Annotated in this window: 18 protein-coding genes; 4 read left to right on the forward strand and 14 right to left on the reverse strand. The window is 38.8% G+C overall.

Features of this window, described 5'->3' with window-relative positions:
* Positions 1 to 154: 154 nt before the first annotated feature.
* Positions 155 to 850: a hypothetical protein gene (locus tag BDD30_RS21125; RefSeq protein ID WP_012776325.1), complete on the reverse strand. Its 696-nt coding sequence runs from the start codon at positions 848 to 850 to the stop codon at positions 155 to 157.
* A gap of 134 nt (positions 851 to 984) precedes the next feature.
* On the opposite strand from BDD30_RS21125, the gene BDD30_RS21130 reads away from it, so the two are divergent.
* Positions 985 to 1860: an alanyl-tRNA editing protein gene (locus BDD30_RS21130; RefSeq protein ID WP_231849161.1), complete on the forward strand. Its 876-nt coding sequence runs from the start codon at positions 985 to 987 to the stop codon at positions 1858 to 1860.
* Between the two features lie 353 nt (positions 1861 to 2213).
* Here BDD30_RS21130 and BDD30_RS21135 read toward each other — a convergent pair whose 3' ends face one another.
* From BDD30_RS21135 to BDD30_RS21165, 7 genes are all read right to left on the reverse strand, one after another.
* The gene (locus BDD30_RS21135; RefSeq protein ID WP_147408146.1) at positions 2214 to 2687 is read right to left on the reverse strand and encodes a hypothetical protein; all 474 of its coding nucleotides are present in this window, start codon (positions 2685 to 2687) and stop codon (positions 2214 to 2216) included.
* Between the two features lie 129 nt (positions 2688 to 2816).
* Positions 2817 to 3464 carry a bifunctional 4-hydroxy-2-oxoglutarate aldolase/2-dehydro-3-deoxy-phosphogluconate aldolase gene (locus tag BDD30_RS21140; protein ID WP_012776322.1) on the reverse strand — a complete coding sequence of 216 codons (648 nt, stop codon included), beginning with the start codon at positions 3462 to 3464 and terminating at the stop codon, positions 2817 to 2819.
* Positions 3464 to 4426 (reverse strand): sugar kinase, encoded by a 963-nt coding sequence (locus BDD30_RS21145; protein WP_012776321.1) that lies wholly within the window; start codon positions 4424 to 4426, stop codon positions 3464 to 3466. Before BDD30_RS21145 ends, BDD30_RS21140 begins: the two co-directional genes overlap by 1 nt.
* Positions 4423 to 5847, reverse strand: a complete 1425-nt coding sequence (gene uxaC / locus BDD30_RS21150) for a glucuronate isomerase (protein WP_012776320.1) — start codon at positions 5845 to 5847, stop codon at positions 4423 to 4425. Before uxaC ends, BDD30_RS21145 begins: the two co-directional genes overlap by 4 nt.
* 21 nt (positions 5848 to 5868) lie before the next feature.
* Complete coding sequence (locus BDD30_RS21155) at positions 5869 to 7326, reverse strand: fructuronate reductase (RefSeq protein ID WP_012776319.1); 1458 nt, start codon at positions 7324 to 7326, stop codon at positions 5869 to 5871.
* Positions 7327 to 7364: 38 nt separating this feature from the next.
* Positions 7365 to 8666: a TRAP transporter large permease gene (locus tag BDD30_RS21160; protein WP_012776318.1), complete on the reverse strand. Its 1302-nt coding sequence runs from the start codon at positions 8664 to 8666 to the stop codon at positions 7365 to 7367.
* 27 nt (positions 8667 to 8693) lie between these two features.
* The gene (locus BDD30_RS21165; RefSeq protein ID WP_012776317.1) at positions 8694 to 9200 is read right to left on the reverse strand and encodes a TRAP transporter small permease; all 507 of its coding nucleotides are present in this window, start codon (positions 9198 to 9200) and stop codon (positions 8694 to 8696) included.
* A 299-nt stretch (positions 9201 to 9499) separates the two neighbouring features.
* Here BDD30_RS21165 and BDD30_RS21170 point away from each other — a divergent pair, with 299 nt between their 5' ends.
* From BDD30_RS21170 to uxuA, 3 genes are all read left to right on the forward strand, one after another.
* Positions 9500 to 10480: a TRAP transporter substrate-binding protein gene (locus BDD30_RS21170; RefSeq protein ID WP_012776316.1), complete on the forward strand. Its 981-nt coding sequence runs from the start codon at positions 9500 to 9502 to the stop codon at positions 10478 to 10480.
* Positions 10481 to 10599: 119 nt separating this feature from the next.
* Positions 10600 to 11361: an FCD domain-containing protein gene (locus BDD30_RS21175; protein WP_041382633.1), complete on the forward strand. Its 762-nt coding sequence runs from the start codon at positions 10600 to 10602 to the stop codon at positions 11359 to 11361.
* Between the two features lie 89 nt (positions 11362 to 11450).
* A complete protein-coding gene (gene uxuA, locus BDD30_RS21180; RefSeq protein ID WP_012776314.1) occupies positions 11451 to 12638 on the forward strand; it encodes a mannonate dehydratase in 1188 nt (395 codons plus the stop codon).
* A gap of 195 nt (positions 12639 to 12833) precedes the next feature.
* Here the strand turns inward: uxuA and BDD30_RS23815 are convergent, their stop codons facing one another.
* The 6 genes from BDD30_RS23815 to BDD30_RS21205 all read right to left on the reverse strand — a co-directional run bounded on the left by BDD30_RS23815 (position 12834) and on the right by BDD30_RS21205 (position 22035).
* Positions 12834 to 12995, reverse strand: a complete 162-nt coding sequence (locus BDD30_RS23815) for a hypothetical protein (RefSeq protein WP_158307048.1) — start codon at positions 12993 to 12995, stop codon at positions 12834 to 12836.
* On the reverse strand, positions 12992 to 14485 hold the full coding sequence (locus BDD30_RS21185) for an anti-phage dCTP deaminase (protein WP_041381449.1): 1494 nt from the start codon (positions 14483 to 14485) through the stop codon (positions 12992 to 12994). The genes BDD30_RS23815 and BDD30_RS21185 overlap by 4 nt, the downstream gene beginning before the upstream one ends.
* A gap of 533 nt (positions 14486 to 15018) precedes the next feature.
* Complete coding sequence (locus BDD30_RS21190) at positions 15019 to 16608, reverse strand: serine hydrolase domain-containing protein (protein WP_012776312.1); 1590 nt, start codon at positions 16606 to 16608, stop codon at positions 15019 to 15021.
* A gap of 139 nt (positions 16609 to 16747) precedes the next feature.
* The gene (locus tag BDD30_RS21195) at positions 16748 to 18340 is read right to left on the reverse strand and encodes a serine hydrolase domain-containing protein (protein WP_012776311.1); all 1593 of its coding nucleotides are present in this window, start codon (positions 18338 to 18340) and stop codon (positions 16748 to 16750) included.
* Between the two features lie 289 nt (positions 18341 to 18629).
* Positions 18630 to 20225 carry a serine hydrolase domain-containing protein gene (locus BDD30_RS21200; RefSeq protein WP_012776310.1) on the reverse strand — a complete coding sequence of 532 codons (1596 nt, stop codon included), beginning with the start codon at positions 20223 to 20225 and terminating at the stop codon, positions 18630 to 18632.
* A 220-nt stretch (positions 20226 to 20445) separates the two neighbouring features.
* Positions 20446 to 22035, reverse strand: coding sequence for a serine hydrolase domain-containing protein (locus BDD30_RS21205; protein WP_012776309.1), 1590 nt, complete (start codon positions 22033 to 22035; stop codon positions 20446 to 20448).
* Positions 22036 to 22037 lie beyond the last annotated feature (2 nt).

Here is a 22037-nt window from a genome sequence, read left to right on the forward strand (position 1 = left end):
TATAAGAATAATTATCCCTCCAATTATACCAAACCCTTCAGGAGTAATTACAAACCATGCTAAACAAAGAGCAAATGTTATGAAAATTCCAGCAAGATCTATTACAAAAGATTTAATCAAGTCCATTTTTCTTCACCAATTATCTCATGTTAAGTTAAAGGTAAATTAGTCTTTCTATTTCATCTAAAAGTAATTTTTCATCTTCTAAGGTCATGATATTTTTTCTATAAATATTTATTAATTTCTCCATGTATGGTTCAACCAAAAAATAAAGCATTTCTAATCCCTTTTTCTTTAAGGCTAAATATGTCACCGGAGATTCTATTTTTAATTTTCGTGCAGATCTAGCTGCTTTTTCAAATATCCCATAAATAGCAAGGGAGTTTATTGATATATTTAAAAATGTTGCTATTTTTGTCTTTACAGATGGAACGGCATTTATCTTAATCGATATTAAACTTGTTATTGCGGTAGCTACGCTAATCTTTGTTGCTGTTTGAACGCCATATGTTGCTACTATTAAATGAAATTTCTCAGATATAATTCTTTGTGTTCTCTCAGGAATAAAATCATACATTGTATTTATGATTGTAGACACAATATCATAAATGACATCTCCTTTTTTAAAAATCGTCTTAATAGCTGCATCAATCATTCTCTGGTCTTCATTGGATATCTGCTTACCATAAATATCTTTATACAAAAAAGCCTGAGAGTTTCTTAATCTAACTAAACCTAAATAAATATCCTCCATAGTTGAATATACAATTGGTGCAGATTTTCTTGTTACATTATCTATGTTTTTTGCTATAACATGATCAGACTGTTTTTTGTATGATAGATAATCCATAATAGAACTCCTTAGTCACCTATAGAATAGTCATCACGACATAGACATTTTCATTAATGTAACTAATATGTCAATAGAAAAAGATAATAGATGTTAAAAAATGATAACTAGCGAGATATTACATGATTATAGATATGAATATTAATGAATTATTGACAGCCGAAGCCTCATTTATGCTGGCAACCTTGACGTTAGAATCTAACATTATCGGGGTTATGAAATACGAAAATGGCGCCATTTTGATAACCCAAGATAGTCCATTCTACCCGAAGAACTATAAGTGGCCAGACCAACTACATGATAATGGCATAATCTCAATAGATGATAAAGAACTCGCCGTGACAAAAGTTTATACCGCTGGTCTTATCAATGGTAATTTATATATAGATCAGGAAATAACGAAACAAGCAACGTCGCCAGCTAAAATTATGCCAGCACATTACTTACCTGATTTACAGGGAATTTCAGAAAGAGATCTCATAGGGAAAACGGTAACTTTATCTATCAACGATAAGACAAGATATAGGGTAAGCGCCGCACACTCGATGGCTCACTTTATGTCTCTTGCTTTGAATAAAGCAACTAATCATATATGGTCTAAAGTATACGACACCGACGATTTAGGAAATTATAATTTAGATAAAGCCGCAATTTACCAATCTTCGATCACAGAACTTAAATCGGTGGATATTTATCGCTTTGGTAAATCACTTAAAAAGAAAGGGTTCGATAAAAATATATTAATTGAAAATCTGGATAAAATTAATAGAGAAGTGAATAGTACGCTCAATAATTGGCTGACCCAAGGAGTAGAAATCACTGTCGAATATAAATCAAAAGAGATCAGTGATACCAGATTATGGAAATCGACTATTGACTCCACAGTAGTCACTATTCCATGTGGTGGCACTCATATAAAAAATATCAATGAAGTCAAAGGGGTAAATATTGAAATAAAGATCGGTGAATCTGTTGATTTTATTCAAATAACGACTCGTTGTGAAATATAGAGCCATGAACCTCAATTTGCTTTATTTATTTTTTATCTTATATAATACTGGGCCAAAATTGGCCTATTATCAATAAATTGGTGCTAAGATTATGACATATTATAACTATCAAACATCGCTAATCTAAAGTTTATTCTTTATAATAAATAAAAAAGCAAAACCTTATCATAAATCTATTTTATTTTCTATTCGATAAGGATTGAATGACTAATAGAATAACTGCAAAAAAAGAAGAAAATTTTCCAGTTCCTTCTTATAACCTATATCCCTCATCTTCTTACGAAAATAAAATACTTCATGAATATACTTCTACATAAATTAAATACTTCTCTATTGTTCTACCATAAAAAATATCAATCCTTCTGTAATAAAGCTTTGACAGTATATCCTTGATTGGGATGATTCGGTGTTTGTGGAAATGCCATCATTAGGTTCTGCTTATTAAGCAGTGGTTTTATATGGCGCTGTCTGAGATTCTTTGCAGAACGATTAAGTAGTATGCTTAACACATCAATACGAATATAGTGAGACTCACAAAGTTTCATAATAATCGATTGCATTTGTTCTAGCTCTAATCGACGATTTTCACAAGCTGGTTTAGCAATTTCTCGCAATTTTTCTCTTAAATCGGATGTTATGTACTTTAAGTCATCAATAAATGGTAGGCTAAATGACGAAGGAGCAAGACGCCCTAACTCATCTCGGTGGATTTGAATACCTGAATATGAATGAGGCAAGCTAGATTCCTTATGAGGTAAGTCCGATTTATTGTTAATATTATTTATTGCTCCAACAGAGAAAAGTTCTTCAGGGTTTGGTAACGACACACCCGGCAATGTATAGGATTTATTATGTTTTTCACCCGATAAAACCTAAAATCCCTTATGTTCAAGACGGAAAAAGGCCAAAGCAACTTCTTGGAAGTGCAGCGTTGTTAACTCAAGGTCCGCTGATAATTAATCCGTCCTATTATTAATTCCATTCACCAAATCCACCGCTTCGCGAGTCAAACGGCCAATTTCCTGCCAGTTTTGGCTGTCCACCAGCACTTTACTAACCATCCATGAACCACCGCACGCCACAATGCGCGGCACAGCAAGGTAATCACAGATATTCTTCGGCCCTATTCCCCCAGTAGGCATAATTTGAAGTTCAGTATAAGGTGACAATATCGCTTTAATCATTGGCAAACCACCTGAAGGCTCCGCCGGGAAGAATTTCAACAGTTTCAGTCCCAATTCCATTGCACCTTCAATCGCACTTGGGTTATTTACACCTGGAATAATCGGAATATTCAGTTCCTGACAGGCTTTAACGGTATTTGGATTAAAACCCGGGGAAACGATAAAAGTCGCCCCTGCTTGTTTCGCTGCCATCACCTGCCCACGATTCAGCACCGTACCTGCACCAATCAGCATATTCGGCTGAGCCTTTCTCAGCAGACGAATAGCCTCCTCCGCTGCCGCAGAACGGAAAGTAATTTCCGCTACAGGCAACCCATTGTCAGCTAATGCTTTACCCAACGAAATAATATCTTCTGCCCGGTCAACCTCAATCACAGGTACAATTTTTAACTGGCGTAACTGCACAATGATTTGTTTCATCAGTTTTTCTCCTGCTCTGAAAAGAAGCTGTCAGTCATCGTTTTAGTAACGCTGCTGGGAATAATCGCCCCTTTATGCTGAATGACGATACCGGCAAGACGATGCCCCATGATTGCCGCTTGTTGTATCGGGCAATCCATCAGATAGCCAGCCAAAAATCCGGCATTAAAGGCATCTCCCGCCGCCGTAGTATCAATCACTTTGGCGACCGGTTCCGTTGGGATCAGTTCAAGCGGAGTACCCCGCCCCAAATTCTGATAATAGCAACCGACTTCACCGGCTTTAATAACTGCTTCTTTCACCCCTGCCCGTTTAAGGCGAGTCATGGTTGCTTTAACCGATTTATCACCCCATAGATTCTCCTCATCGTCATCCGTTACCAATGCCAGTGAAGTACAAGAGAGTAATTTCTGATAACACACTTGGGTTTCCGCTATACTTTCCCATAATGCTGAGCGGTAATTACTGTCAAAGACAATGGTTTTTCCTTGCTCAGCCAGTTCAGCCAGCAAGTTCAGTAATTTTTCACGATCATCGGCAGGCAAAATAGCCAGACTGATGCCACTGAGATAAACGACATCCATCTGTTGCAATGCTTGAGAAATAGAAGTGAAATCTGGGTGGCGCACCATATAACGAGCGGCAGAATCGTTACGCCAGTACAGAAAGGTACGCTCTCCCTGTTCATCAAGTTGAATCAAATACAATCCCGGTTGATGAGCCGGATCACGCAAAACCAGATGTGTATGAATACCCTCGTCTTGCCAACGTTTGATCATTCCTTCACTGAGTGAATCCATTCCCAACGCAGTAACAAAATTGACCGCAATCTTTTGCTGGCTTGCTCGTGCTAAATAAACCGCACTGTTCAATACATCACCGCCAAAAGTCTGGTGCAAGGTACCGAAAGGCACGCCATTAAGCTCAATCATACACTCACCAAGGAGTGCAATTTGCTTCATGAATTTTCTCCCGGCAAAGCAAAATAACGGCGAGCGTTGTTAAAACAAATATCCTCGACCATTCGACCTAACATCGTTCTATCGTTGGGAACTTCGCCATTTTCGACCCATTTCCCCAACAAATTGCAAAGAATACGACGAAAATATTCATGCCGTGTGTATGAAAGAAAGCTACGAGAATCGGTCAACATACCAACAAATCGACTCAACAGCCCAAGTTGGGAAAGTTGCTCAAGCTGGCGCAACATGCCATCTTTCTGATCATTGAACCACCAGCCTGAACCAAATTGCACTTTACCAGCGATACCACCACCTTGAAAGTTACCGGCCATCGTTGCAATCACTTCGTTATCTCGTGGATTCAGACAGTAAAGAATCGTTTTCGGCAGCTCATCCGTCACATCCATACTATCCAGCAAGCGAGATAACGACCGGGCGATATTGTTATCACCAATGGAATCAAAGCCACTATCCGCCCCAAGTAGACGGAACATACGAGTATTGTTGTTACGAATAGCACCGATATGCAACTGCATCACCCAGCCGCGGGCAGCATATTGCCGACCAAGCCACACCAGCACCGCAGTGGTGTACTGCGCAATTTCAAGCTCAGAGAGAGTGCCCCCTGCAAATCGTTTTTGCAGGATGCTATTTAATACCGCTTCATCAGGGATGGGGGCATAGCGTAAATTTTCTATGCCGTGATCAGCAGCTCGGCAACCATGAGCAGCAAAATGTTCAAGACGACGCCCCAACGCACTCAGTACGTCAGCAAAAGAAGAGATAGACACATCAGCCACAGCTTCAAGCTGTTGAATATATTCAATAAAACCCTCCAACTCGATTTTAAATACCCGGTCGGGACGCCAACTCGGTAATACTTCGATATCAAAATCCTCGTCTGTCGCGATTTGGCGGTGATATTCCAGAGAATCCACCGGATCATCCGTGGTTCCAACCATACGCACATTCATTTGCTGCATAATGCCACGTGCTGAAAATTCTGGAGTTGCCAACTTTTCATTGCATTGATGCCAAATTTCATCAGCAGTTTGCGGTCCAAATAATTTCCCGGTAATGCCAAATGGACGACGTAATTCCAGATGAGTCCAATGATAAAGCGGATTTCCTAATGTCAACGGTACCGTTTTTGCCCATGCTTGATATTTTTCATTATCACCGGTTTGCTTGCCGGTAATGAGTGATTCATCAATACCCACAGAACGCATTGCCCGCCATTTATAGTGATCCCCTTCCAGCCAAATCTGACCAAGATTATCAAACAGGCGGTTTTCAGCAATTTCGCGCGGATTGAGATGACAGTGATAATCGTAAATCGGCATATCTACGGCGTATTCATGATATAGCTGACGGGCAGTTTCATTGTTTAGCAGAAAATCTTCACACATAAAATTTTTCATATCGCTTTCCTGTCGCCCCATTCAGAGTGCCGCCACAGCCCGACGAGCGCCGTAATCTAGTAATCGCTGGTAAGCTTCAGTAACTACCCGCACAAAATGCGGATTGGCTAGCAATGGATTGCCAAAAACAGCCAACAATGCAGGTACCACATCAACAGATAACCCATACTTCTGGTAAATAGATTTAAATTGGTCAACCATTGGATCGCGCACATCAATCAATTTGCCTTGTTCATCTTGACCGCTGACATAGCACATCCATCCGGCGATACCCAATGCCAAGTAACGGTAATCGCTGCCATTTGCCAAATGATAAGCCACAGAATCAAACATACGCTGTGGTAATTTCTGGCTACCATCCATCGCTATCTGCCAAGTCTGGTGTTTAAGACTAGGATTACTGAAACGCTCAATCAGCAGATGGGCATATTGGGAAAGATCTGTTCCTACCGGCATCGTCAGAGTTGGTGCTTGCTCTTTCAGCATTAGATCCAAAACAGCCTGCCTGTAATCGGCATTAGCCATTGTGTCAGCAATATGCGCATATCCTGCCAAATAGCCCAGATAGGCCAAAAATGAGTGGCTACCATTTAACATCCGTAATTTCATGGTTTCAAAAGGCATCACATCTTTAACGAATTGGGCACCGGCAACATCCCAGTTTGGACGGCCATTAGCAAAGTTATCCTCAATCACCCACTGACAGAAAGGTTCACAGGTGATTGCACAGGGATCATATACACCTAACTGTTCAGCAATCTCTCCCAACGATTCTGATGTAGCAGCAGGAACAATACGGTCAACCATTGTGCATGGGAAAGTCACATTCAGTTCAATCCATTGCGCCAGTTTTTCATCGCGTAAACGGGCAAAACCCACCACCGCTTCACGAGCAACATTGCCATTTTCTTTGACGTTATCACAGGACATCACCGACAACGGCGATAAACCACGTTCATAACGTAAGCGAAGCGCTTCAACAATATAGCCAATAGCGGATGTTGGTGCGGTTGGGTTAGCTAAATCCCATTGAATTAGTGCATTATTTACATCAAGTTTTCCGTTGACTGCATCGATACAATACCCTTTTTCGGTAATTGTCAGAGAGACAATCGCAACCTGCGGTTGCGCTATGGTTTCCAGAATACCTTGCTGACCCACAAACTCAGGGTGTAAAGCATCAATCATAGAACCGATAACTTTCAGCTCAGTTTTTTCTGCTCCTTTCTCCGCAATAGTACACAAGCAATCCTGATCGTTAAGTTGCTGAATCAACCTATGACCGGAGAACAAACTAACTTCACAAATACCCCAGTCACTGTCCGTTTTTTCCAACATATGATGAGTAAAAACCGCCTGATGTGCCCGGTGAAAAGCACCACACCCCAGATGAACAATACGGGTAATCAACCTATTACGATCATAGGAAGGGAGAGAAACAGCAGGATTGATTTTGCAATTGGCTATATTGCGGCTCATGGAACAATTCCTTTTTAAAACGCAAATTACCTGAATAATCAGTAATTCAGTAACATTTGAGGCAACCACAAACTCAACTGAGGCATAAAAGTCACCAACATCAGGGCAATAATTAAGGCGCAATACATTGGTACCAAAGGCTTCAACACCTTATTAATGCTGACCTCACCAATGGAACAGCCAACAAATAGCGCACTACCTACCGGAGGCGTACAGATACCAATAGCCAAGTTAAAAGTCATAATGATGCCGAAGTGTACCGGATCAATTCCCATACTCTGTGCTACAGGCAGAAAAATCGGCGTAAAAATCAGAATCGCCGGGGTCATATCCATAAAGGTTCCGACCAGCAATAAAATGATATTAATGACCAGCAGAATAACCAGCGGGTTTTCCGAAACTACCATCAATGCATCAGCAATCAGATAGGGCAGATCAGCATTTGCCATTGCCCAAGACATTCCCATTGATGCACCAATCAGCAGCAGAACAATGGAAGTGGTCACAGCAGAATCCAAAATGATTTTCGGCAGCTTGATGATACTGACTTCGCGATAAATCAGTACTGCCAATACAAAGCTGTACAATACGGCAATTGCAGAAGCTTCTGTCGCGGTAAAAATACCGGCAATGATACCGCCCATAACGACCACAATCAGCATCAGGGAAGGCAATGCGCGAACCAAAGTGATAAAAAACTCGTTCCATGTGGGTCTTGGTGATACCGGATAGCCACGGCGTTTGGCAATAATTGCCGACACTATCATCAGAGATACCCCCATCAGAATGCCTGGAATATAACCTGCCAGAAATAGCGCCGCAATTGATGTACCACCGGAAACCAGAGAATAAACAATCAAAGTATTACTTGGTGGGATCAACAAACCAGCAGGGCAAGAAGCAATGTTTACAGCAGCAGAATACTCCGGTTCATAACCCTCTTTTTTCTGCATTGGTGCCATCGTTCCGCCGACAGCCGCAGCGGATGCCACCGCTGAACCCGAAATCGCACCAAAAAACATATTCGCCATAATATTGACGTGAACCAATGAACCGGGCAAGCGTCCCCCCATAACTTTCGCCAGATTAATCAACCGGGTAGCAATTCCCCCCTGATTCATAATATTCCCCGCCAAAATAAAGAACGGAATAGCCAGTAAAGAGAAGTTATCAACACCCACAGCCATACGTTGAGCAACAACAGTAACAGCCGCTTCTATGGGAAGCGTCATCATAATGGCCAGTAATGATGACAAACTAATCGCAAAGGATACCGGGATACCAAGTGCCAGTAATATCGCGAAACTACCGAACAAAACTAAAACAACTTGCCAATCCATAAGCTCATCCTCTTGTGTCTGGTGATTTCAACGACTTTCATAAACGACAGTGTCTTTACCTGAAAAATTCTGAATAAGAGCAACGCTATCTGTCAGCGTATAGAAGATCATCAGAACACCGCTGATTGGCAGACATAAGTAGACATACCCCATCTGTAGTCCCAACGCAGGCGTGATTTGCCCAGTCTCAAGCGTTGAAATAGCCAACACTGATCCGCCATACACCAGCACAACTGAAGCAAACAGAGCAATCGAGGCCAGTATGACTAAACCAACAATATTTTTGCCTATCCCCTTAAGTTTCATCGCTAACAGGTCGATAGCTAAGTGACGGTGTTGGCCTGTGGTATATGCCGCGCCAATCATGGCGACCCAAATAAACAGATAACGGGCGAGTTCATCAGTTACCGTACTCGGCGTACCAAGCACATAGCGGGAAACAACCTGCCATGTCACACAAAACACCAAAAAAACAAAAAGGCAGATTGTAAAAAATGCCAAGCCTTTATTGATGCAATCCACAAGGTTTTTCATGGAACTTGTCCTTTTATTGGCTTTAACAGAAGCCACATTTGGTCAACCAAATAGCAGAAAACTGCTTGACCAAAATCAGTAAAGAGAACGTTACGTCACCCGGATTATAAGATCCAGGTCAAAAAAACATCCAGTGAGCGGGATCACAAACTGACTGGTTTACTCACTGACGCGATTATTTTGTGATATTGGTCAACCAAATGGTATTTATTTTTTGACGACAGCAGAAGCGGTGCTTATGGTTTGGCCGTCAGTTCAGTTGTGCCCGTAACCTATTTACAGCAATTGGAGAACGAACAATGAACAATTCTAAGCGTATTTTATGTACTGTAATCGGCACGATATTTACCTTGGGAGCATCACAAGTCATAGCGGTGACAACATTAAAACTCAGCCATAACCATAACCGCGATCACGCAGTACACAAGGCAATGACTCAGTTTGCTGATGAAGTTCGCCAAAAAACAAATGGTGATGTTCGTATTCGGATCTATCCAGATGCACAATTAGGCAATCAACGGGAATCGATGGAATTGATGCAAAATGGTGCGTTGGATTTAGTCAAATCTAACGCCGCAGAACAGGAAGCTTTCTCACCCGCTTATTCCGCTTTTAATCTGCCTTATCTATTCCGCGATCAAGCACACTACGAAAAAATTAAAAATGGAGAAATTGGTAAAGAGATCCTCGCTTCCAGTAAAAACCGTGGATTTGTTGGTATAACCTTCTATGAAGCTGGTGCACGCAGCTTCTACGCCAAAAAACCTATTCGTACTCCTGCGGATCTCAAGGGCATGAAGATCCGAGTACAGCCTAGCCCAACAGCCATTTCAATGGTGAAAAACCTGGGAGGTAATCCAACATCTTTAGCTTACGGCGAATTGTATACCGCTCTGCAACAGGGTGTTGTCGATGCCGCAGAAAATAACATTCCTTCTTTCAGCCTGAGTCGCCACAGTGAAGTTGCCGGATATTTCTCACTGGATAAGCATACAATGGTGCCAGATGTGCTAGTTATTTCTAATAAATCTTTAAATAAGCTGTCATCAGAACAACAAAAAATCCTTATGAGTGCAGCGACCCATTCCTCGGAATATATGACCAAATTATGGGAAAAATCAGAGGAAAAAGAGCGCCAACATGCCGAAAAAATTGGGGTTAAATTCGTCGATGTTGATAAAAAATCGTTTGAAGAAGCGGTTAAACCTATATACGACGACATTAAGAAAAGCGATCCGATGCTTTACCATATGGTAGAGCGCATTCGCGCAGTAAAATAATCAATCATAGATGAAGATCTTTGGCCTTCACCTTGAAATGGTGTTTTTGGTTGACCAATTTTTGTTTTTAACTATGATCCGTGCAATTAATAGATAGTCATCGTAATGGTAGTAACATGATGAAGCATTTACTTGAGTCAAAACGTCCTTATCAAGAAGTCGGTATTTCATTAAGACAGATGATTGCTAACCAGCAATATCATATCGGGGATCGCTTACCGCCAGAGCGAGAACTGGCTGAATTATTAGGCGTTTCCAGAACAGTTGTTCGTGAAGCATTAATTATGCTCGAACTAGAAAATCTAATCGAAGTCCGTAAAGGTTCTGGGGTCTATATTATCAGCCTCCCTCACCTGCTGCCTGCTTCTTCATGCTCAGTCAATGCGGCAGGACCTTTTGAGCTATTACAGGCTCGCCAATTGCTGGAAAGTAATATTGCTGAATTTGCCGCCATGCAAGTAACACCAAACAATATTGCTAATATGCGTCGAGCATTACAAAAGGAATCCGAAGATTTGGCCTCCGGTGAAGATGAATCCGGTGACAGAGAATTCCATCTCGCCATTGCTGAAGCCACCCATAACAGTATGTTAGTTGAACTGCTTAAACAATCTTGGGCATGGCGGGAAAATAATCCCATGTGGCAGAAACTACATACTCGAATTACCGATAAAGATTATCGTAAAGAGTGGTTGCATGATCATCAGATCATTTTATCCGCCATGATCAAGAAAGATCCGGCAGCAGCTAAACAAGCAATGTGGCAACATTTGGAAAATGTGAAATTACGTTTACTGGAACTGTCTGATATTGATGATCCCTATTTCGACGGTTATCTCTTTAATTCGTATCCCTATGAAATAGCAAAGAAGCGTAATTAATCTAACGGAACAATTAATAAATAAGTTTTTATATCCAGTTGTTTTGATGACTGTTTTTCATTCTAGAGTTCATGTAAAGGTAGATAACAATGGAACAAACCTGGCGTTGGTTCGGCCCAAATGACCCTGTCTCTTTAGATGATATCCGTCAAGCTGGTGCAACCGGCATCGTTACCGCGTTGCATCATATTCCTAACGGACATGTTTGGCATCAAGACGAAATCTTGGCGCGTAAAACCCTTATCGAAAATAAGGGACTTATCTGGTCAGTTGTTGAAAGTATACCTGTCCATGAAGAAATTAAAACCCAGACCGGTCACTATCAACAATGGATTAATAACTATAAAACCTCACTGAAAAATCTGGCAGAATGTGGCATCAATACCGTTTGCTATAATTTTATGCCAGTACTCGATTGGACACGTACCGATCTTGAATACCTGCTCCCTGATGGTTCTAAAGCTCTACGTTTTGATCAAATTGCCTTTGCTGCATTTGAAATCTATATCCTCAAACGCCCGGGTGCAGAAGCTGATTACACCGTTGAAGAACAAGCTCAGGCAAAAGTCTATTACGACAATATGTCTGCTGCTGATATTGAGAAGCTGACTGCTAATATCATTGCCGGTCTGCCAGGGGCCGAAGAGGGCTATACGTTAGCAGAATTTCAGGCGCAATTAGATCGCTATCAAGATATTACCCACGATAAACTGCGTGAACATTTGGCTTATTTCCTGCACCAAATTGTTCCTGTATGTGAAGAATATAGTTTACGTCTGGCAATTCACCCAGATGATCCACCTCGCCCTATTCTGGGCTTACCACGTATTATTTCCACCATTGAAGATATTGAATGGCTGACAACCATTGAACCAAGCCCGGTTAACGGCATTACAATGTGCACCGGTTCCTACGGTGTTCGTAGTGATAATGATTTGGTTGAGATGATTAAGCGCTATGGCAACCGCATTTATTTCACTCACTTGCGCTCTACCCAACGGGAAGAAAACAGTAAAACTTTCCATGAAGCCGCTCATCTGGCAGGTGATGTAGATATGTATAACGTAATTATGGAAATCCTACGTGAAGAATATCGCCGTAAGGCGGCTGGAGATAACCGTTTAATCCCTATGCGCCCTGACCACGGCCATCAAATAATTGATGACCTAAAAAAACAGACTAATCCCGGTTATTCCTGTATTGGCCGATTAAAAGGTTTAGCCGAAATTCGTGGGCTGGAATTAGGTTTAAGGCGGGCATTTTTTGAAAACAAATAATTAGTTTGAATGATTCACTATATTTACTAGTAACCCTAAAAAGGGTTACTTTTTATATTTATCCACATCGATGTGATTATCAGGATGTTGAAATAAAAACTTAATTTATTATTTTAATTGTTTTTCTAACAGTAGAAAACAGAAAACCTTATCAAGCTCTCTGTTTTTCAATAAATAAGAATAAGTTATACCAATTTATTTTTTATTCTCACCAATCGCATAAGTCTTAGATTTATCTTTACCAGATGTCTGTAGGTTACGGCGCGTTTTCAATCCACCTTTCTTCCAATCTGGCCATTGTTCAACTATTTTACTCGCTTCACTTAAATAAGCTAAAAACTCCTCTTTCTTAGTCATTTCTTTAACTCCTTTATTAATCTATCTACATTAGCTGCTGATTCGGTTTCTTTCTCTATATAAGATAATGATAGCATCTTCATTCTGAGTTTTCCATCTCTCCTATCCCAATTAAGAGTTTTACCCTCTTTATTTTTTCTTTTGATTTTATAACCTACTCCTAGATTTATAGAGAATAAATTAAAGAAACAACGAGGCCCAACCCCCACAAATGGCTCAAAAATTACTTTATTGTCATCTACCCCAGGAGTTGAAATAGAATCAGGATGAAAATCAAAGGCTTTACTTTTAGGATAAGGTTCAATATATACAACTCGTTTTATACCACTGGCAACGATATGTTTTGCACAATTATGACATGGAAATGTAGTACAATATAATATTCCATTATAAGTACTAATATTACTTCTTGCACATGCTAAGATAGCTTCCATTTCAGCATGCACAACCCTCCCATACTCGGTAATATCCTTAATCTTACTTCTCAGAAGATATTCTTTAAATTCTTCCTTTTTTTCATCTTTGACATCTTTAAGTATATCTTCAATAATTAATCTTTTCTCTTTCGCATTTGAATCCTCACCTACTTTATAATCTCTACCATTTTTAGCATCTTCAATTTCATCTCCTACATATTCAGGCCAATATAATCCTCCGCCAAATTTTGGTACATCGTTAGCCCCAGTTGATATGATATTTTTATTTTTCGTTAATACAGCCCCAACCTGACGGGAAAGATCTCCAGATCGTAATGAAGCAGAAAAAGCCATGAACATAGCATATTCATCAAAGGTCGGAGTAACATATGGATTACCAAAAATAAGATCCAATATTCTCCATATACTATTGTCGGCCCTATTTTTATTCCCATCATAACTTATAAAGAAATCTGATAACTCATAAGTATCTCTTGTATGCTGTCCCCACTCATTTCCCTCATTGGAATCACGACTAATCAACTCCTTAGCCTTTTCCCTATCAATGCCTTTATCAACAGTAAGATTCTTTAATCTTTGAGACTCACTAGTATATACACCTATCAGGAAAAATCCATTCGCATAAATCTCCCTTAATGCATTGACCTCATCTGGATGTTTGAGAGAATTTATAATATATGCTCTCCTAATAGATGGTATTGGTAAGGAATTCTTCTTCTCTCTTCTTTTATTTATTTCGGCTACCGCAGCCAATGCCAATATAGAGTTATCCTGACTAACCTCTCTTAGATTATTACCCTCTGTCATTAAACAACTTATCTTTTCATAATTATCCTTTGTTAAGGGAATATCCCTTAATACTGAGATAATTTCAGAAGATATTCTTACCTCTTGTACATCATACCGGAACGCATTAAGTTTCTGTGTTATAGAATCTTTAATTATTTCTAAATCGGTTCCTACAGCACCAACCAGCCCAATAACGACTTCGGAATCAAAATCACAAGGCATCTGGTTATCCTCCGATAAATATGTTTTATTTATATCAATCATGTGAATTATTTCCACCTATTATTGTTTTATCTTATTTATTAAAAATAACAATTAATTACAGATAATGATATCTATAGAAAATAAATGATAACATTAAAATAAATATAATTTCGAAACCAAATAAAAATCCATTTAATTACTCTATCCTATATATCCTAGACTAAAATATTTTTTCAACATTAAGTTGGAGAAATAGTAATCAATATCACATAATTTATTTTCTATAATAAATTCACACTCCTTTTATTGTGATCAAGATTAAACTATATTTCTCAATTATGTATATATCACTATACTATTGTTAGTGGAAATCAAGGTAATTTATTTGGCAATTTTAGATTTCAAGTCACTGAAAATAGCTCACATAATCATTTAAAGTGCATAAGCTATGTAAAAAAACGGCCAGAACATCATCATGATAGTTCTGACCGAAAATAAATAGATTAGATAGAAAATATCTTTATGATCTCAACCAAATCTTTTCATCCTACCAGAAAAACACAGTTCTTAATTCCTATTTACAATTCTGTCAATTAAACCGGGACAAACTCTATCTTCCAACAACGTGAGTCATTGACATAAAGATGAGGTTTATTTGTATCAGAGTCCAATTTAAAATCAATAATCAGCTCTGTAGCCTGAGAAAAATAACTATTCTCGTAAGCCCATCGTAAGGCTTCTTTTTTTCCGGGCAAGACAACCGCATCGAGATAAAGCTTATCACCGGATGATTCAATATTAATAATCGATTCTGTTTCGTGATTATAATAGCGACCTGATAATCGCTGAATATCGATATCAGCTTTATCGATCATCTTTTTTAAATAAAAAATGTTGCCATTTTCATCAATCTGTTCCAATGCGATAACTTCATTATTGCCAATAACAGCTCTAAATCGGATGTCTCCCCCTTTCTCCTGGAATGTCCCATCAGCATTAAAAATAATCGGATTACCTTTCTCGAATAAATTACCTAATAAATAGCAATCTTCCTTGGTAATAATATAAGGATAGGGATCTTCTCCTTTAAACATACCGGTGATATCAATATTACTGGTTCGGCAATGTTCTGGCTCAGTTATATCAGTGTTAAATAATATATTCAGACATTGATTAGTAAATTCAACGGTATTAATACCTGTTGCAGCCGTAATCACGATACCTAATTTAATATCAGGTAAAACACAAACCTCAGCTTTAAAACCACCATAAGAACCATCGTGCCGTATTATCTTTTGCCCTTCACGTTGGCTGATCATCAAACCGTAAGCATAATTGTTACGATTTCCATTGGTTAAATTTGGTGTACGGGATAAATGAGGCAACATATCCCGAACAATCGATGGTGAATAAAATGCTTTCATCCAGCGACATAAATCACTTACTGTAGAACGAAGCCCCGCACTACCTATAGTTGAATCGTTGTGATCCGATCTTTTCCATTGTTTTGCATCTTCGTTATAAACATAACCTATCGCCCGATCATCGATAATCTCAGTAACCTCATCATAGAAAGAAGTATTATTCATCTTTAATGGAATAAAAATATTTTCTTTCGCATATTCTCTTAACGATTTACCGGAAACTACTTTGATAATTTCTGCCAGCAAATTATAGCCCGTATTGCTATAACGAAAGCGTTCTCCCGGTGTGAAATTAAGTGCCTGTTGCCGTTGAATTAGTTTTCTCAATAAACCCATACTGCGGTGGTCAAAATCTGAGTTTTTACCTGCCAAGCCATAAGGGACATATTTATCTCGTAACCCACTGGTATGATGAATAAGATGCTCAATGGTAATATCAGAGAAACGCGTTGGGAAATAATCCACATATTTCCCAACTTTATCTTTAACGTTGAGCTTTCCAGCTTTTTCCAGCAAAGCAATACAAAAAGCCGTGAATTGTTTTGAAACACTCGCCATATAGAATTTCGTATTTGGGGTTATCGCAGCAGAATGTTCAATACTGGCTTGCCCAATATAGCGCTTATAAATGGTTTCATTTTCATGAGTAACAGCAACCGCGAGAGCGCCGCCATTTTTCTTATTTTCAATATCAATTAAATTGTCTATTTTCTTCAGAAGAAACTTAATATTATCTCTAGATATCGTTAATGCCATCATGAATTTCCTTATTTAAGGTTATCGAACAGGCAGAATATAAATCGATCGTTCTGCCTGGAACAAAATGTATCTAATAAAAAAATATCTTTAAACGCTCAATAACATTAATTCTGTTCTGCTAAGGTAATATTATCTCCTATCAATTAAATTGCACGAGCTCTACATTCCAACAGCGTGAATCATTGATATAGAGACGAGGCTTATTAGTATCAGAATCTAATTCAAAATCAATAATCAGTTCAGTACTGGGGGAAAAATAACTATTCCCGTAAATCCGCCGTAAGACTTCTTTCTTCCCAGGATAGACAATTCCATCAATATAAATTCCATTGTCAGAAGAAGAAATAAATAGCATTGCTTCTGCTTCATGACTATAATAACGTCCTGACAATAGCTGAATATCAACACCCCCATCATCAACTCGCTTTTTAAGATAAAAGATATTGCCATTTTCATCAATCTGCTCCAATGCAATAACACTGTCATTTTCAATGATAGGTCTGAATCGGATTTTACCGCCTTGTTCTTGGAATGTACCGTCAGAGTTAAAAATAATCGGGTTACCTTTTTCGAATAAATTACCTAACAAATAAGTATCTTCCTTGGTAATAATATAAGGATAAGGTTCTATTCCTCGGAAAATACCCGTGATATCGATATCATTGGTTAAGCAATACGGTTCTTCTCGCTCAATATCGGTATGAAACAATATATCAATATGCTGCTCCACCCATCCAGTAACTTCAGCGCCTGTTGCAGCGGTAATCGCAATACCTAATTTAGCATCCGGTAAAATACAAACATGAGATTTAAACCCAGTATAGGAACCACCGTGTTGTATTATCTTTTGCCCTTCGCGTTGGCTAATCATCAAACCGTAAGCATAATTGTTACGATTGCCATTGGTTAAATCTGGTGTACGGGATAATTGAGGCAATAGATCCTGCACAATGGATGGCGAATAAAAGGCTCTCATCCAACGACACAAATCATTTACCGTAGAATGCAACCCTGAACCACCAACCACCACATCGTTGAGATCATCTCTTCTCCACTGATGCGACTCTTCGTTATAAGCGTAACCCATCGCTCGATCAGGAATAATCTCAGTGATGTCATCATAGAAAAAGGTATCTTTCATCTTTAATGGGACGAAAACATTTTCTTCCGCGTATTTCCTTAACGATTTACCCGAAACTACCCTGACTATTTCTGCCAGTAAATTATAGCCCGTATTACTATAGAGATAATATTCTCCAGGCGTAAAATTAAGTGCCTGTTGCCGTTGCATCAGTTTTCTCACCAACTCAATATGGCGGTGGTCAAAGTCTGAATTTTTACCTGCCAGACTATAAAATAAAAACTCATCCCGTAACCCACTGGTATGATGAATAAGATGTTCAATGGTAATATCAGAAAAATGCGCGGGGAAATAATCCAAATATTGTCCAACTTTATCCTTAATGCAGAGCTTTCCTTCTTTCTCCAACAGGGCAATACAAAAAGCCGCAAATTGTTTTGAAACACTCGCCAAATAGAATTTAGTATTAGGTTTTACAGCTACAGAATGTTCAATATCCGCTTTCCCAATATGGCGCTGATAAATGATTTTATTTCCGTGAGTAACCGCAACCGCGAGTGCTCCCCCCTTTTTTTTATTCTCAATATTAACCAATTCGTCTATTTTATTGATAAACAACTTAATTTTATCTGTAGATATCGTCGATTCCATTATTAGTTTCCTTATTTAATTTTATACAAACAGGTATATATATACCCTATGGATTTCAAGATTCATCGCGGCGGCAAGGGAGCGAATCCCCGGGAGCATAGCAAACTCTGTGACCGGGGTGAGTGAGTGCAGCCAACAAAGAGGCAACTTGAAAGATAACGGGTATATGCAATTTGAGCGCCTTACGTATATGCAGGCAGTCCCGTAAGGCAGAACATAAATATTTCAAGAGTATCTGCCATCCTGCCAGAACAACACAGTTATCAATGTATGTTTACTGTCATCTCAATCAAAACGCGACAAATTCTATATTCCAGCAACGACCATTACTGAGATAAAGCTGAGGTTCATTCGTTTCAGGGTCCAATGCAAAATCAATAATAAGCTTTGTGCTAGGAGAAAAATAACTATTCCCATAAACCCGATGTAAGACTTCTTTTCTTTCAGGAGAAATAATTGCATCGATATAAAGCTCATCACCAGAAGCTGCAACAGTGAGCACAGCTTCTGTTTCGTGGTTATAATAATGCCCTAACAGTAGCTGGATATCGGCACCACCATCATCAATCATCTTATCTAAATAAAAAACATTGCCATTTTCATTAATCTGCTCCAATGCAATAACATTGTCATTTTCAATAACAGGTCTGAACCGAATTTTCCCATCTTCCGCTTGGAATGTACCATCAGAGTTAAAGATAATCGGGTTACCTTTTTCGAATAAATTACCTAATAAATAGCAATCTTCTTTGGTGATAATATAAGGGTAAGGTTGTAATCCTTTAAAAATACCAGTAATATCGGCATCACTGGTCCGACAAGGTTGTTTTTCTGGTTTAGTATCATTAGGATTAAATAATACATCAAAACACTGTTGAACAAGTTTAGAGACATTAGTATTCATTGCAGAAGTAACAGCAATACCTAATTCAGCATCAGGTAAAATACAAACTTCGGATCTAAAGCCACCATAACCACCATCATGTCGTATTATCTTTTGCCCTTCACGTTGGTTAATCGCAAAACCGTAAGCATAATTGTTACGATTGCCATTGGTTAAATCTGGCGTACGGGATAATTGAGGCCACAGATCCTGAACAATAGATGGCGAATAAAACGCTTTCATCCAGCTACACAAATCATTTACCGTAGAATACAGCCCTGAACCACCAACCACCACATCGTTGAGATCATCTCTTCTCCACTGATGCGACTCTTCGTTATAAGCGTAACCCATCGCACGATCAGGAATAATCTCAGTGATATCATCATAGAAAAAGGTATCTTTCATCTTTAATGGAATGAAAACATTTTCTTCCGCATATTTTCTCAACGATTTACCCGAAACTACGCTGACTATTTCCGCCAGTAAATTATAGCCCGTGTTGCTATAGAGGTAATATTCCCCTGGAGTGAAGTTCAGTGAATATTGCCGTTGGGTCAGTTTTCTCACCAACTCAATATGGCGGTGGTCAAAGTCTGAATTTTTACCTGCCAGGCTATAAAGTAAAAATTCATCCCGTAACCCACTGGTATGATGAACAAGATGTTCAATGGTAATATCAGAAAAATGTGCGGGGAAATAATCCAAATATTGTCCAACTTTATCTTTAACGCAGAGCTTTCCTTCTTTCTCCAACAGGGCAATACAAAAAGCCGCAAATTGTTTTGAAACACTCGCCAAATAGAATTTAGTATTAGGTTTTACAGCTACAGAATGTTCAATATCCGCTTTCCCAATATGGCGCTGATAAATGATTTTATTTCCGTGAGTAACCGCAACCGCGAGTGCTCCCCCCTTTTTCTTATTCTCAATATTAATCAATTCGTCTATTTTATTGAGAAACAATTTAATCTTATCTGTCGATATCGTCGATTCCATCATTAACTTCCTTATTTAAAATTATAAAATAGAACATATATATTCAGTTTAATAGCAATACATATGTGGGCAGTACTGTAAGACGTAAACAGGAAATATCCAAGTGATAACGATTATCATTTAATATGTGAGCGGCAATATAAAGTAACCATGGGAACTGATGCTTACGAAAAACAGGCAGAACATAAATATAATAGTTCTACCTGATTTATCACTTTATAAGTTAAACTGCAACAAATTCTACCTTCCAGCAACGCGAATCACTGATATATAGGCTATGTTTATTAGCATTAGGATCAAATGCAAAATCAATAATAAGTTCAGTTCTCGGGGAGAAATAACTATTCCCATGAATCCGTCGCAAAACTTCTTTTTTACTAGGATAGATAATCCCACCAATAGCAATCCCATCACCAGATGATATAATATCAACCATCGCCTCTGTTTCGTGACTATAATATTTCCCTAATAATAGCTTAATATCGATATTCTCTTCATCTTTCATTTTTTTAAAATAAAAAACGTTACCATTTTCATCAATCTTTTCCAACGCGATAACGCTGTTATTTTCAACAATGGGTCTGAACTTAATTACACCTCCTTGCTCTTGGAATGTACCGTCAACATTAAAGATGATTGGTTTACCTTCTTCTAACAAATTACTTAACAAATAAACATCTTCTTTGGTAATAATATAAGGATAAGACTCTATCCCTCGAAAAATACCAGTGATATCAATATCACTAGTTAGGCAATGCGGTTTTTCTGGCTTAATACCAGTGTTAAACAATATATCAATATTCTTATCCACCCATTTAGCAACATTAACATTTGTTGCAGAAGTAATCGCGATGCCTAATTTAGCATCTGGTAAAATAACAATATTAGCTCTGAAGCCAGCATAAGTACCACTGTGGTGTATTATCCTTTGCCCTTCGCGTTGGTCGATATCCAAACCGTAAGCATACTTATTTCGATTGCCATTAGTTAAATCTGGTGTACGGGATAATTGAGGCAACAGCTCCTGAACAATAGATGGCGAATAAAATGCCCTAATCCAACGACACAAGTCATTCACAGTGGAATGAACCGCTGCACTACCTACCACAGAATTATTGATATCGCTTCTTATCCACTGGTGTGAATCTTCGTTATAAGTGTAACCCATTGCTCGATTAGGGATAATCTCAGTTATATCGTCACAAATAAGGGTATCTTTCATCTTTAATGGGGCAAAAACATTTTCTTCTGCATATTTCCTCAGCGTCTGACCTGAAACCACGCTGATTATTTCCCCCAGAAAATGATAGCCCGTGTTGCTATAAAGACTATATTCCCCTGGAGTAAAGCTAAGTTCCTGTTGCCTGTGGGCCAGTTTTCTGACTAAATCAGCATTGCAGTAGTCAAAATCTGAGTTTTTACCTGCCAGATTATAAAGTAAAAATATATCCCGTAACCCGCTGGTATGGTGAATAAGATGCTCAATAGTAATATCAGAAAAACGCGCAGGAAAATCATCCAAATATTTCCCGACCTTATCCTTGACGCTGAGCTTTCCTTCTTTCTCCAACAAAGCAATACAAAAAGCCGTGAATTGTTTTGAGGCACTCGCCAAATAGAATTTAGTATCAGGCTGTATAGCAACAGCATGTTCAATGCTAGCTTGTCCGATATGACGCTGATAAATCGTTTCATCACCGTGGGTAACAGCAACCGCGAGAGCACCACCCTTTTTTTTATCTTCAATATTAACCAGTTCGTCTATTTTCTTAATAAACAATTTAATATTATCTGTAGATATCGCTGATTCCATTA

The sequence above is a fragment of the Photorhabdus asymbiotica genome, from assembly GCF_003634575.1.
Lineage (GTDB): Bacteria > Pseudomonadota > Gammaproteobacteria > Enterobacterales > Enterobacteriaceae > Photorhabdus > Photorhabdus asymbiotica.